Raw genomic sequence first — 14,593 nt, forward strand, 5'->3', positions numbered from 1 at the left:
GTTCAATAGCTCATGCAATTTCGCTCAATTATTCGAATCGTCGGATTATTATTAGCACTTTTTAGTGTATCAATGCTTGCTCCTGCGCTCGTCGCACTGATCTATCGAGATGGTGCGGGTGTGCCATTTGTGACGACCTTCTTCGTTCTGTTATTCTGTGGAGCAACTTGCTGGTTTCCAAACCGACGCTATAAACATGAATTGAAAGCACGTGATGGCTTTTTGATTGTTGTTTTGTTCTGGACGGTAATCGGCAGTGCAGGTGCTTTACCGTTTTTGATAGCCGATAACCCGAGCGTTTCGGTAACTGATGCTTTCTTTGAATCCTTTTCTGCATTAACTACGACAGGGGCGACCGTTATTGTTGGTCTTGATGACCTCCCTAAGGCGATTCTGTTTTACCGTCAGTTCCTACAATGGTTTGGTGGTATGGGGATTATCGTATTGGCGGTAGCCATTCTTCCAGTTCTGGGGATCGGTGGTATGCAGTTATATCGTGCTGAGATTCCTGGTCCTGTAAAAGATAGTAAGATGACTCCGCGTATTGCCGAAACGGCAAAAGCTCTGTGGTACATATATCTCAGCTTAACTATTGCTTGTGCGGTGGCGTTTTGGTTGGCTGGTATGAGTTTCTTTGATGCAATCAGCCATAGTTTTTCTACTATTGCGATTGGTGGCTTCTCAACTCACGATGCAAGCATGGGCTATTTTAACAGCCCTGCTATCAACATGATAACGGTCGTGTTCCTTCTTATATCCGCGTGTAACTTCTCTCTTCACTTTGCGGCGTTTGCGTCTGGTGGTGTGCATCCTAAGTATTACTGGAAAGATCCAGAATTCCGCGCGTTTATCTTTATTCAGGCGGTCTTGTTCTTAGTTTGTTTCTTGTTGTTGCTTAATCACCACTCTTATGACTCGTATTACGATGCCTTTGATCAGGCTTTGTTCCAAACGGTATCTATATCTACAACAGCAGGCTTCACCACCACTGGTTTTTCCGAATGGCCATTGTTCTTACCCGTTCTGCTTCTGTTCTCTTCTTTTATAGGTGGCTGTGCAGGTTCAACGGGTGGTGGCATGAAAGTTATTCGAATATTACTGCTTACTCTGCAGGGCGCTCGTGAAATGAAGCGTCTTGTTCACCCGCGTGCTGTTTATACCATCAAGGTTGGCGGCTCTGCGTTACCACAACGTGTTGTGGATGCGGTGTGGGGTTTCTTCTCAGCATATGCTTTGGTCTTTGTGGTTTGTATGTTGGCTCTGATCGCAACTGGTATGGATGAGCTAAGTGCTTTCTCTGCCGTAGCGGCAACATTGAATAACCTTGGTCCAGGCTTAGGTGAAGTGGCAATGCACTTCGGCGATGTGAATGATAAGGCTAAATGGGTGTTGATCGTATCTATGCTGTTTGGCCGATTAGAAATTTTCACCTTATTAATCTTATTGACCCCTACGTTTTGGCGTAGCTAAGGACAACATTGTGGCAAAAGCTCTATTTTTGTATTCAAGCCGTGAAGGCCAGACCAAGAAAATCTTGAACTATATAAAAGAAGAAATGAATGAGTTCGAATGTGAACTTCAAGACCTGCACACAATTAGTAATGTCGATTTTACTCAATATGACAGAGTATTGATCGGTGCATCGATTCGTTACGGTCACCTTAATAAGAAGCTATATCAATTCATTGATGCCAACCTTGCTCAGCTGCAATCAAACAAGGTTGCTTTCTTCTGCGTGAACTTAACGGCGCGTAAAGAAGACCAAGGTAAAGATACGCCAGAAGGAAGTGCTTATATTAAGAAGTTTCTTATAAAGTCTCCATGGCAGCCGACGTTAATCGGTGTATTTGCTGGTGCCCTCTATTACCCACGTTATAACTGGTTCGATAAAACCATGATTCGCTTCATTATGAATATGACAGGCGGTGAAACGGATACAACCAAGGAAGTTGAGTACACAAACTGGGAAAAAGTCTCTTTATTCTCTAAGAAACTACAAGAAATGTAAGAGAAAAGCCTACTTTTGAGGCGTTTTGAGTTCTTTTTAATCGAACGAATAAAAAAACAAGAAAAACTTAAAAAAGGGCTTGCCAGTGTGATCGAAATCTCTATAATGCCACCTCGCTGACACGGGATGGCTTCTTAGGAAACCAAAACGAATCAGCAGGTCAAATTAGCCAAGCTAAGCGCTTGAAAAAAGTTTTGAAAATAGTGGTTGACACTAAAACTTAAATCGCTAAAATGGCCGTCCGATTTGAGCGAAGCTCAAAAAGGAAAAGCTCTTTAACAATTTAAACCTATCAATCTGTGTGGGCACTCGTTGATGAATATCAAAACGTTATTACTTAGGTAATAGCAGTTACTTCGGTAACAAAATGATTTCAATGAACTGAGTGACCAATACGAAATTAAGTTTACTTAATTTTGGCACAGTCAATTCATTATCATTCTGTTGGAATGGTAATAGCTTTAGAATTACATGTTCATTTTCGAATGAATATTAGTTTTGAAGTCAGTATTCGTTGAGTCACAAAATCTTAAATTGAAGAGTTTGATCATGGCTCAGATTGAACGCTGGCGGCAGGCCTAACACATGCAAGTCGAGCGGAAACGACACTAACAATCCTTCGGGTGCGTTAATGGGCGTCGAGCGGCGGACGGGTGAGTAATGCCTAGGAAATTGCCTTGATGTGGGGGATAACCATTGGAAACGATGGCTAATACCGCATAATGCCTACGGGCCAAAGAGGGGGACCTTCGGGCCTCTCGCGTCAAGATATGCCTAGGTGGGATTAGCTAGTTGGTGAGGTAATGGCTCACCAAGGCGACGATCCCTAGCTGGTCTGAGAGGATGATCAGCCACACTGGAACTGAGACACGGTCCAGACTCCTACGGGAGGCAGCAGTGGGGAATATTGCACAATGGGCGAAAGCCTGATGCAGCCATGCCGCGTGTATGAAGAAGGCCTTCGGGTTGTAAAGTACTTTCAGTTGTGAGGAAGGGGGTAGCGTTAATAGCGCTATCTCTTGACGTTAGCAACAGAAGAAGCACCGGCTAACTCCGTGCCAGCAGCCGCGGTAATACGGAGGGTGCGAGCGTTAATCGGAATTACTGGGCGTAAAGCGCATGCAGGTGGTTCATTAAGTCAGATGTGAAAGCCCGGGGCTCAACCTCGGAACTGCATTTGAAACTGGTGAACTAGAGTACTGTAGAGGGGGGTAGAATTTCAGGTGTAGCGGTGAAATGCGTAGAGATCTGAAGGAATACCAGTGGCGAAGGCGGCCCCCTGGACAGATACTGACACTCAGATGCGAAAGCGTGGGGAGCAAACAGGATTAGATACCCTGGTAGTCCACGCCGTAAACGATGTCTACTTGGAGGTTGTGGCCTTGAGCCGTGGCTTTCGGAGCTAACGCGTTAAGTAGACCGCCTGGGGAGTACGGTCGCAAGATTAAAACTCAAATGAATTGACGGGGGCCCGCACAAGCGGTGGAGCATGTGGTTTAATTCGATGCAACGCGAAGAACCTTACCTACTCTTGACATCCAGAGAAGCCAGCGGAGACGCAGGTGTGCCTTCGGGAGCTCTGAGACAGGTGCTGCATGGCTGTCGTCAGCTCGTGTTGTGAAATGTTGGGTTAAGTCCCGCAACGAGCGCAACCCTTATCCTTGTTTGCCAGCGAGTAATGTCGGGAACTCCAGGGAGACTGCCGGTGATAAACCGGAGGAAGGTGGGGACGACGTCAAGTCATCATGGCCCTTACGAGTAGGGCTACACACGTGCTACAATGGCGCATACAGAGGGCAGCAAGCTAGCGATAGTGAGCGAATCCCAAAAAGTGCGTCGTAGTCCGGATTGGAGTCTGCAACTCGACTCCATGAAGTCGGAATCGCTAGTAATCGTGAATCAGAATGTCACGGTGAATACGTTCCCGGGCCTTGTACACACCGCCCGTCACACCATGGGAGTGGGCTGCAAAAGAAGTGGGTAGTTTAACCTTTCGGGGAGGACGCTCACCACTTTGTGGTTCATGACTGGGGTGAAGTCGTAACAAGGTAGCCCTAGGGGAACCTGGGGCTGGATCACCTCCTTATACGAAGATATTTACGATGAGTGTCCACACAGATTGATTAGGTTTAGAAAAGCAAAGAGATGAAGAACTCCCAAGGTTCTTCGAAGTTTGTTTCTACTTTTTAAAGTGGAGATAAATTAGCAGTGTCCCGTTCGTCTAGAGGCCTAGGACACCGCCCTTTCACGGCGGTAACAGGGGTTCGACTCCCCTACGGGATACCATTGGGTCGTTAGCTCAGTTGGTAGAGCAGTTGACTTTTAATCAATTGGTCGCAGGTTCGAATCCTGCACGACCCACCATTTCCTCCCAAGGAAATAAAAATATGGGGCTATAGCTCAGCTGGGAGAGCGCCTGCCTTGCACGCAGGAGGTCTGCGGTTCGATCCCGCATAGCTCCACCATTCCTTCCATAAGGAATTAAAACTTTTATGGGCGATTAGCTCAGTTGGGAGAGCACCTGCCTTACAAGCAGGGGGTCACTGGTTCGAGCCCGGTATCGCCCACCATCTTTAAGCATTCTCGTAAGAGAGTATTTAAAAATGGGTTTAAAGTTTAACGCTTATAACTCTTGCTCTTTAACAATTTGGAAAGCTGACTGATTGATTACTTACGAGTAATTCAATCAAATTTAAAAGTTCTCAATGTTTACCTTTTAGGTAAACACAACAAACACATTCAAGTGTCTTGTATTCGAATCAAATTTATTTGATTCACAATTGAGTCCGGCAAACAGTTATCAAGAATTAACCCTTCTTGATGACAACCAAAAACCTTGGTTAGTTGCCATACACTAAGACCCTTTCGGGTTGTATGGTTAAGTGACTAAGCGTACACGGTGGATGCCTTGGCAGTCAGAGGCGATGAAAGGCGTAATAACTTGCGATAAGCCCAGATTAGGTAGTAATAACCTTTTGAGTCTGGGATTCCTGAATGGGGAAACCCACTTACATAAGTAAGTATCCTGTTGTGAATACATAGCAACAGGAGGCAAACCGGGGGAACTGAAACATCTAAGTACCCCGAGGAAGAGAAATCAACCGAGATTCCGAAAGTAGCGGCGAGCGAAATTGGATTAGCCCTTAAGCTTTTAATGATGCAGGTGAAGAGTCTGGAAAGTCTCGCAATAAAGGGTGATAGCCCCGTAACCGACACATCATAATCAGTGAAAACGAGTAGGGCGGGACACGTGATATCCTGTCTGAATATGGGGGGACCATCCTCCAAGGCTAAATACTACTGACTGACCGATAGTGAACCAGTACCGTGAGGGAAAGGCGAAAAGAACCCCTGTGAGGGGAGTGAAATAGAACCTGAAACCGTGTACGTACAAGCAGTAGGAGCACCTTCGTGGTGTGACTGCGTACCTTTTGTATAATGGGTCAGCGACTTAATTTTAGTAGCAAGGTTAACCGTTTAGGGGAGCCGTAGGGAAACCGAGTCTTAACTGGGCGTACAGTTGCTAGGATTAGACCCGAAACCAGGTGATCTAGCCATGGGCAGGTTGAAGGTTGAGTAACATCAACTGGAGGACCGAACCGACTAATGTTGAAAAATTAGCGGATGACTTGTGGCTAGGGGTGAAAGGCCAATCAAACCTGGAGATAGCTGGTTCTCCCCGAAAGCTATTTAGGTAGCGCCTCGGACGAATACTACTGGGGGTAGAGCACTGTTAAGGCTAGGGGGTCATCCCGACTTACCAACCCTTTGCAAACTCCGAATACCAGTAAGTACTATCCGGGAGACACACGGCGGGTGCTAACGTCCGTCGTGGAGAGGGAAACAACCCAGACCGCCAGCTAAGGTCCCAAAGTATAGCTAAGTGGGAAACGATGTGGGAAGGCTCAGACAGCCAGGATGTTGGCTTAGAAGCAGCCATCATTTAAAGAAAGCGTAATAGCTCACTGGTCGAGTCGGCCTGCGCGGAAGATGTAACGGGGCTAAGCTATACACCGAAGCTGCGGCTACGTACCTTAGGGTATGTGGGGTAGGGGAGCGTTCTGTAAGCCGTTGAAGGTGGTCTGTAAGGGCTGCTGGAGGTATCAGAAGTGCGAATGCTGACATGAGTAACGATAAAGGGAGTGAAAAACTCCCTCGCCGGAAGACCAAGGGTTCCTGTCCAACGTTAATCGGGGCAGGGTAAGTCGACTCCTAAGGCGAGGCCGAAAGGCGTAGTCGATGGGAAACGGGTTAATATTCCCGTACTTCTTACAATTGCGATGGGGGGACGGAGAAGGCTAGGTGGGCCTGGCGACGGTTGTCCAGGTTCAAGTACGTAGGCGGAAAGTTTAGGTAAATCCGGACTTTCATTAACGCTGAGATACGATGTCGAGCTACTACGGTAGTGAAGTCATTGATGCCATGCTTCCAGGAAAAGCCTCTAAGCTTCAGATTGTAAGGAATCGTACCCCAAACCGACACAGGTGGTCGGGTAGAGAATACCAAGGCGCTTGAGAGAACTCGGGTGAAGGAACTAGGCAAAATGGTACCGTAACTTCGGGAGAAGGTACGCTCTTATCAGTGAAGTCCCTTGCGGATGGAGCAGACGAGAGTCGCAGATACCAGGTGGCTGCAACTGTTTATTAAAAACACAGCACTGTGCAAAATCGTAAGATGACGTATACGGTGTGACGCCTGCCCGGTGCCGGAAGGTTAATTGATGGGGTTAGACTTCGGTCGAAGCTCTTGATCGAAGCCCCGGTAAACGGCGGCCGTAACTATAACGGTCCTAAGGTAGCGAAATTCCTTGTCGGGTAAGTTCCGACCTGCACGAATGGCGTAATGATGGCCACGCTGTCTCCACCCGAGACTCAGTGAAATTGAAATCGCTGTGAAGATGCAGTGTACCCGCGGCTAGACGGAAAGACCCCGTGAACCTTTACTACAGCTTGGCACTGAACATTGAACCTACATGTGTAGGATAGGTGGGAGACTTTGAAACCGCGTCGCTAGATGTGGTGGAGTCGTCCTTGAAATACCACCCTTGTAGTTTTGATGTTCTAACGTTGGTCCCTGAATCGGGATTACGGACAGTGCCTGGTGGGTAGTTTGACTGGGGCGGTCTCCTCCCAAAGAGTAACGGAGGAGCACGAAGGTGGGCTAAACACGGTTGGACATCGTGTGGTTAGTGCAATGGCATAAGCCCGCTTGACTGCGAGAATGACAATTCGAGCAGGTGCGAAAGCAGGTCATAGTGATCCGGTGGTTCTGAATGGAAGGGCCATCGCTCAACGGATAAAAGGTACTCCGGGGATAACAGGCTGATACCGCCCAAGAGTTCATATCGACGGCGGTGTTTGGCACCTCGATGTCGGCTCATCACATCCTGGGGCTGAAGTCGGTCCCAAGGGTATGGCTGTTCGCCATTTAAAGTGGTACGCGAGCTGGGTTTAGAACGTCGTGAGACAGTTCGGTCCCTATCTGCCGTGGGCGTTGGAAAATTGAAAGGGGCTGCTCCTAGTACGAGAGGACCGGAGTGGACGAACCTCTGGTGTTCGGGTTGTCATGCCAATGGCATTGCCCGGTAGCTAAGTTCGGAATCGATAACCGCTGAAAGCATCTAAGCGGGAAGCGAGCCTTGAGATGAGTTTTCCCTGGCGCTTTAAGCGTCCTAAAGGGTTGTCGTAGACTACGACGTTGATAGGCAGGGTGTGTAAGTGCTGCGAGGCATTGAGCTAACCTGTACTAATTGCCCGTGAGGCTTAACCATACAACACCCAAGGGGTTTTAATGGACTCAAAGAAATACCAAACGCTTGAATGAGTTTGAAGAGAACAGAAACAGCTTTCCGAATTTTAAAATTTGCTTGGCGACCATAGCATTGTGGACCCACCTGATTCCATGCCGAACTCAGAAGTGAAACACAATAGCGCCGATGGTAGTGTGGGGCTTCCCCATGTGAGAGTAGGACATCGCCAGGCTTTAAATATCGTTACCTGTGTATACATGTAACAACATCTACAGTGTACTAATCTGTTGATGACAATTTGTTGGAGGGATGGCTGAGTGGTCGAAAGCACCGGTCTTGAAAACCGGCAACCGTTAATAGCGGTTCTAGGGTTCAAATCCCTATCCCTCCACCACCATTAGAAAGCCCGCTGAGAAATCAGCGGGCTTTTTTCTTATCTGTGATATACATAAATGAAAAAGGGAAGAGCACTGACGTGCTCTTCCCTTTTTTGTATTGAAACCAACGACTATTAGTCCGTTAAATACTTCCCTTCTGCAACTTGCCAGAACGCTCGAATTAGAGGGTTATCTAACTGTGCTCGCTTGCAACAAACACCCAATTCAAAGGGTTTGATTGGCTCTATCTTTAAGCGGTCCACTTTGTCTCGTACAGGACTGTTGTTGATGACGACGTCAGGGGCAATACCAACTCCACACCCTAGAGCCACCATGCTTACGATTGCCTCATGACCTGATACTTGAGCATAAATGTTGGGTTTAATCTTCATCTTCTTAAACCATGCATTGGCACGTTCACGCGCAGTCCCCGCTTCTGGGATGATAAAAGGCACTTCATTCCAGTTTGGCTTGTCGGACTGAAGTTGCTGACTAAAGCTACTCACACCTGATGGAATGATGACGGATAGTGGGATATCGCTAATCGTTTCAAATTCTAACCTTGAGGGAAGGATGTCTGGTTTCGCTGAAATAGCAATATCCGCTTCATCATTTAAGATCTTGTCTATAGATTGAGCAGGGTCGCCCGTAGAGAGCTTGAATTCGATATACGGATGAATCGCTCTGAATTCAGTAATCAGTTCTGGTAAGTGGCTGTAGCTTGCGGTCACGGAGCAAAATATACGGATTTCACCTTTCAACTCCTGTTCTCCACCTTTCAAGTGAAGGTTATATTGCTGCCACTCCCCAACAATGCTCAATGCCACAGGCAGTAGGTGCTTCCCCGCTGGTGTAAGGTCAACGCTTCGGTTGTCCCTGATAAGCAGTTCTTGTCCTGTTTCCTCTTCAAGCTTTTGTACCTGACGGCTCAGCGCTGAAGGGCTAACATGCATAGCAGCAGCGGTTTTGCTGAAACTCTTGCTATCACATAAATGTATAAATAGTTGTAGAGATTTTATGTTCATGTTCTGCGAACGTTTCCATGTTGCATTTATTGCAATAACTAATTGTGAATATATCACTTTCAGCAACGGAGTGTCTGTTTTAGTATGAAGTCATTCGATAGAGAGATATCGACCTTACGGACTTATTTTTAAAGGAGTGCCCTAGAATGGCTAACTATTTCAATACATTAAACCTTCGTGAACAACTAGACCAACTAGGTCGTTGCCGCTTCATGGATCGTGAAGAATTTGCGACAGAAGCTGAATATCTTGAAGGTAAGAAAATCGTAATTGTTGGTTGTGGTGCTCAAGGCCTAAACCAAGGTCTAAACATGCGTGATTCTGGTCTAGACGTATCTTACGCTCTTCGCCAAGCAGCAATTGACGAGAAGCGTCAATCATTCAAGAACGCTGATGAGAACGGCTTTGTTGTTGGTAGCTACGAAACGCTAATCCCTCAAGCAGACCTAGTAATCAACCTGACTCCAGACAAGCAACACACAAACGTTGTTGAAACTGTAATGCCTCTAATGAAAGAAGGCGCTGCACTTGGTTACTCTCACGGCTTTAACGTTGTTGAAGAAGGCATGCAGTTACGTTCTGACCTTACGGTAGTAATGGTTGCACCTAAGTGTCCTGGTTCTGAAGTTCGCGAAGAGTACAAGCGTGGTTTCGGTGTACCAACACTGATCGCTGTTCACCCAGAAAATGATCCTAAAGGTGAAGGCTGGGATATCGCTAAAGCTTGGGCTGCTGGTACCGGTGGTCACCGTGCAGGTTGCCTAGAGTCTTCTTTCGTAGCGGAAGTTAAATCTGACCTTATGGGTGAGCAAACTATCCTTTGTGGCATGCTACAAGCAGGTTCTATCGTATCTTACGAGAAGATGATTGCTGACGGCATTGAACCAGGTTACGCAGGCAAGCTTCTACAATACGGTTGGGAAACAATCACTGAAGCACTTAAGTTCGGTGGCGTCACTCACATGATGGACCGTCTATCTAACCCAGCTAAAGTTAAAGCGTTTGAGCTTTCGGAAGAGCTTAAAGACCTAATGCGTCCGCTTTACAACAAGCATATGGATGACATCATCTCTGGTCACTTCTCTAGCACTATGATGGCTGACTGGGCGAATGATGATGTGAATCTACTAGGCTGGCGTGAAGAGACAGGCGAAACTGCATTCGAAAACTACCCAGCTTCTGACGTAGAAATCTCAGAGCAAGAGTATTTCGATAACGGTATCCTGATGGTTGCTATGGTTCGTGCTGGTGTTGAGTTAGCATTCGAAGCTATGACTGCATCTGGCATTATCGATGAGTCTGCTTACTACGAATCTCTACATGAGCTTCCACTAATCGCAAACACAGTTGCTCGTAAGCGTCTTTACGAAATGAACGTTGTAATCTCTGATACAGCTGAGTACGGTAACTACCTATTCGCTAACGTAGCAACACCGCTACTACGTGAGAAGTTCATGCCTTCAGTAGCAACAGACGTGATCGGCCGTGGTCTAGGTGAAACATCTAACCAAGTTGATAACGCTAAGCTAATTGAAGTAAACGAAGCTATCCGTAATCACCCTGTTGAATACATTGGTGAAGAGCTACGTAGCTACATGAGCGACATGAAACGTATTGCTGTAGGCGGTTAATTCGTCGCTTAGATACTGCGAATTTGTAGAAAAAGCAAAGCAGTATCAATAACTCCTTACAGGTTGGAGTTATGAATAAGCAACACAACATCTAATGAAAAGGCTTGGTCGCCGTTGACCAAGCCTTTTTTGTTTTTTAGTGGGAGTCGAGAATGCTTCGCGTACCTAAGGGTTATGGCTTTAAAGCTAAGTCATTTCCGAAAACAGCAAAGGAGTGTGGTCGGGAATCTCTCCTTATTATTCTCGCTTGCATAAAAAAGGGCTGACGCTTCACGTCAACCCTTCTATGTTTTTCGCTGATAGCTTACTTGTCAGCAAGCTTAGCTTCTAGATCTGCTAGCTTCTGTTCCATTTCAGTTAGCTTTTGACGAGTGCGAAGCAGTACTTGTGTTTGTACATCAAACTCTTCACGGCTCACAACATCTAGTTTGTTTAACTGGCCTTGGATAACTTGGCGAACTTTTTGATCTACGTCTGAACCAAGCTCTTTTACTGGTTGGGGCATAGAATCGTGTATCTGCTTAGCAATTTGCTCTAGTTTTTTTGGATCAAACATATCGATTAAAACTCCTGACTATTTATCACTATTCTATTTAATCACACTTGAGATGTCGCCTATGGCGTATAAAAAAAGGCCACCGAAGTAGCCTTTTTATTGTTAATACGACTTAGCGATTACTTATTATCAGCTAATTCTCTGTGTGCCGCTTTTGCTTCATCGACACGAGCTAGCTTTTCTAGATCTTTGTCTTCAACAAATACAGGTAGAGGTTTGTGTTTTTCAGCCAGGTAGCTGTAAATCACTGGCAGTACAAATAGCGTGAAGATAGTACCAATCGCTAGACCAGCAACGATTACGATACCAATACTAAAGCGCTGAGCCGCACCCGCACCACTTGCGTACATCAGTGGGATTAGACCCGCGATCATCGCTGCTGTAGTCATTAGGATTGGACGAAGACGAACCTTCGCAGCTTCCATTACCGCTTCGATACGAGTTTTGTGATGGTGCAACTGTTCTTCTTTTGCAACTTCACAGATCAAGATACCGTGCTTGGTGATCAGGCCGACTAAGGTGATCAACCCTACTTGCGAGTAGATGTTCATCGTTGCCGCACCCCAAGCCAGAGCAATTAGGGCACCACAGATCGCCAATGGTACAGATACCATGATAACCAATGGATCTTTAAGAGATTCGAATTGAATCGCTAGTACCAAGAAGATGATAGCCAGTGCCAAACCAAAGGTCGCGTAAAGTGCGCTACCTTCAGTTACGTATTGGCGTGCTTCACCCATATAATCGTGGTTGTAGCCACTTGGAAGCTTATTCGCTGCCGTGTCTTCAAACCATGCAATTGCATCACCCATTGCAGCGCCTGGAGCCGGTACTGCACCAATCGTAGCCGAGTTCAATTGGTTGAAGTGAGGAAGAGAGCGAGGCTCTGCCACAACATCAATCGTAATCAAACTGCCTAGCGGTACAGCATTGCCATCCGCAGCACGTACGTAGTAATTATTCATCGATTCTGGGTTCAAACGGTATTTACGTTCAACCTGAGGGATAACCTCGTAAGAACGACCATTCAAGTCGATACGGTTTACGTAGCCATCTGACATCATGGTACCTAGCGTGATACCGATATCTTGCATGGTCACGCCGTATGCGCCCGCTTTATCCTTGTCGATGTGTACTTTCATCGTTGCTGAGTCGTAGTTCAGATCGAGATCCGAGTATACGAACAGTGGGTTTGTCGCTACATCAGTCAAGATATCAGTGGTGATTTGGAACAAGCTCTCAAAACTGTTTGGTGTTGTAATAACAAACTGAATTGGAAGACCTGAACCTGCACCTGGTAGTTCTGGCATTTGGAACGCTGTTACTGCCATTCCAGGAACATCTTTCACCAAACCACCAACGCGGTTTGCTACTTCTGATTGGCTTGCTTCACGTTCACTCCATGGAACCATAGATGCAATACCGAACGCTTGGTTTGCATTAGGAACACCAGTAAACACCTGCGCGTAAGCGACTTCTGGCTGATCAGACAGAATCTTGTTTACGTCGTTCATGGTATTTTGCATGAAGTCTAAGTTTGCATTTGATGGCGCTGTACCCATAAGCATGATTACACCTTTATCTTCTGAAGGTGCTAACTCACTCGGGATGAACTTAAACAGCATCGGTAAGCTTGCAAATACGATAACAGCAAAGCCAATGAATACTGGGCGATGGTTCATTACCGCACCAAGCATACGCTCGTAACGGTTAGTCATACCATCCAGTACGCTATGTACCTTTTGTTCAAACTTGCTTGGTTCAGCGTGAGCTTTCAGCATTTTTGAACACATCATTGGCGACAGCGTTAATGCCACGATACCGGATACAAATACAGAACCGGCTAGAGTTAATGCAAACTCTTTAAACAGCGAACCTGTGATACCACCCATCATCGCGATAGGGGCGTATACTGCACCTAGCGTTAGTGTCATTGCGATAACAGGAACCGCAATTTCACGAGTACCGATGATCGCAGCGCGGAAAGGAGACTCCCCGAGCTTGATATGCCTGTCGACGTTCTCAAGTACTACGATTGCATCATCTACCACCAGACCGATGGCGAGTACCATTGCCAGTAGTGTCATCAGGTTCCAAGAGAACCCCATTGCCTGCATTACCATTGCCACACCAATCAAAGACAGTGGGATAGTAACGATAGGGATAAGAACCGCACGGAAAGAACCCAAGAACAAGGTAATTACGATCAGTACGATTAATGCTGCTTCAAGGATGGTCTTGATAACCTCTTGAATCGATTCGTTAATCGCAATCGTCGAGTCATACATCACGTTCATTGAGATGTTGCTCGGAAGGTTCTTCTCTAGCTGAGGAAGAAGCTCAAGTACATCTGCTGCAATGTTGATTGGGTTAGCACTTGGTGCCGCGTTAATCGCTGCAACAACCGCTTCCTGACCATTAGCACTTGCACGGTAAACATCGTGGCTTTTCTCTAGAGAAACCTTCGCAATGTCAGATAGGCGGATGATCTCGCCTTCACCGCTTCGTACTACAAGGTTCTCTAGTTCTTCAGTGTTGGATACTTGTGTATCAGCACTGCCGTTGTAGAGAACGAACTCACCGGTTGCTTGGCCCGTTGCCGATTGGTAGTTGTTGGCATTCAATACCGTCATTACATCACTAGCAGTTAGATTAACTGCAGCCATTTTTGACGGGTCTAGCCATACGCGTAGTGCGTATTTCATACCACCGTACAGGTCAACTTTCGATACACCGTTTACTGTAAATAGCTGCGGGTTGATTACACGCTCTAGATAATCGGTAATTTGGCTCGACACCAACTCATCACTAGTAAAACCAATGTAGAGTACAGCTGTTGTTGAACCGGTCGACATGGTTACGGTTGGATCTTCCGCTTCTTTAGGCAGCTGAGAACGAACCGAGTTTGTTTTCGCCAGTATGTCAGACAGCGCTGCGTTCGGGTCGGTGTTCAACTTCATGTTAACGGTAATCGTAGAGCTACCGAGTACAGAAGATGAAGTCATATAATCGATATTATCCGCTTGCGCCACAGCCTGTTCGAGGGGCTGGGTGATAAAGCCTTGGATAAGATCGGCACTTGCACCGTAGTAACTCGTAGTTACGGTTACGACGGTATTCGTCATTTCAGGGTATTCACGCACCTGCATTTTGAAGATTGCTTGTAAGCCAAGCAGCGCAATCAAAAAGCTGATGGATACCGCTAGAACTGGACGTTTAATAAAAACATCAGTAAAGCGCATTATGC

General features: G+C 46.4%; 6 protein-coding genes, 5 tRNA genes and 3 rRNA genes. 11 read left to right on the forward strand and 3 right to left on the reverse strand.

Annotated features, from left to right (window positions below; all coding sequences use genetic code 11):
- Positions 1 to 12: 12 nt before the first annotated feature.
- The 10 genes from OCV56_RS00180 to OCV56_RS00225 all read left to right on the forward strand — a co-directional run bounded on the left by OCV56_RS00180 (position 13) and on the right by OCV56_RS00225 (position 8,151).
- Positions 13 to 1,470, forward strand: coding sequence for a TrkH family potassium uptake protein (locus tag OCV56_RS00180; protein ID WP_086712372.1), 1,458 nt, complete (start codon positions 13 to 15; stop codon positions 1,468 to 1,470).
- Positions 1,471 to 1,480: 10 nt separating this feature from the next.
- Positions 1,481 to 2,008 (forward strand): menaquinone-dependent protoporphyrinogen IX dehydrogenase, encoded by a 528-nt coding sequence (gene hemG / locus OCV56_RS00185; RefSeq protein WP_086712371.1) that lies wholly within the window; start codon positions 1,481 to 1,483, stop codon positions 2,006 to 2,008.
- 531 nt (positions 2,009 to 2,539) lie between these two features.
- Positions 2,540 to 4,094: ribosomal RNA gene (locus tag OCV56_RS00190) — 16S ribosomal RNA — on the forward strand.
- 124 nt (positions 4,095 to 4,218) lie between these two features.
- Positions 4,219 to 4,294: transfer RNA gene (locus tag OCV56_RS00195), tRNA-Glu, on the forward strand.
- 2 nt (positions 4,295 to 4,296) lie between these two features.
- Positions 4,297 to 4,372: transfer RNA gene (locus tag OCV56_RS00200), tRNA-Lys, on the forward strand.
- Between the two features lie 25 nt (positions 4,373 to 4,397).
- Positions 4,398 to 4,473 (forward strand) — tRNA-Ala (locus OCV56_RS00205).
- A gap of 29 nt (positions 4,474 to 4,502) precedes the next feature.
- Positions 4,503 to 4,578: transfer RNA gene (locus OCV56_RS00210), tRNA-Val, on the forward strand.
- A 306-nt stretch (positions 4,579 to 4,884) separates the two neighbouring features.
- Positions 4,885 to 7,778, forward strand: a 23S ribosomal RNA gene (locus tag OCV56_RS00215).
- Between the two features lie 95 nt (positions 7,779 to 7,873).
- Positions 7,874 to 7,989: ribosomal RNA gene (gene rrf, locus OCV56_RS00220) — 5S ribosomal RNA — on the forward strand.
- Together the 16S, 23S and 5S rRNA genes with 5 tRNA genes alongside form the textbook arrangement of a ribosomal RNA operon.
- A gap of 71 nt (positions 7,990 to 8,060) precedes the next feature.
- Positions 8,061 to 8,151: transfer RNA gene (locus tag OCV56_RS00225), tRNA-Ser, on the forward strand.
- 117 nt (positions 8,152 to 8,268) lie between these two features.
- On the opposite strand, the gene ilvY is transcribed toward OCV56_RS00225, so the two are convergent.
- Positions 8,269 to 9,159, reverse strand: coding sequence for an HTH-type transcriptional activator IlvY (gene ilvY / locus OCV56_RS00230; RefSeq protein WP_086711538.1), 891 nt, complete (start codon positions 9,157 to 9,159; stop codon positions 8,269 to 8,271).
- Between the two features lie 146 nt (positions 9,160 to 9,305).
- On the opposite strand from ilvY, the gene ilvC reads away from it, so the two are divergent.
- Positions 9,306 to 10,790: a ketol-acid reductoisomerase gene (gene ilvC, locus OCV56_RS00235; RefSeq protein ID WP_086711540.1), complete on the forward strand. Its 1,485-nt coding sequence runs from the start codon at positions 9,306 to 9,308 to the stop codon at positions 10,788 to 10,790.
- Positions 10,791 to 11,094: 304 nt separating this feature from the next.
- On the opposite strand, the gene ubiK is transcribed toward ilvC, so the two are convergent.
- Complete coding sequence (gene ubiK / locus OCV56_RS00240; protein WP_032551009.1) at positions 11,095 to 11,346, reverse strand: ubiquinone biosynthesis accessory factor UbiK; 252 nt, start codon at positions 11,344 to 11,346, stop codon at positions 11,095 to 11,097.
- 119 nt (positions 11,347 to 11,465) lie between these two features.
- Complete coding sequence (locus OCV56_RS00245) at positions 11,466 to 14,588, reverse strand: multidrug efflux RND transporter permease subunit (protein ID WP_086711541.1); 3,123 nt, start codon at positions 14,586 to 14,588, stop codon at positions 11,466 to 11,468.
- Between the last annotated feature and the right edge of the window lie 5 nt (positions 14,589 to 14,593).

The sequence above is a fragment of the Vibrio gigantis genome, from assembly GCF_024347515.1.
Classification (GTDB): Bacteria; Pseudomonadota; Gammaproteobacteria; order Enterobacterales; family Vibrionaceae; genus Vibrio; species Vibrio gigantis.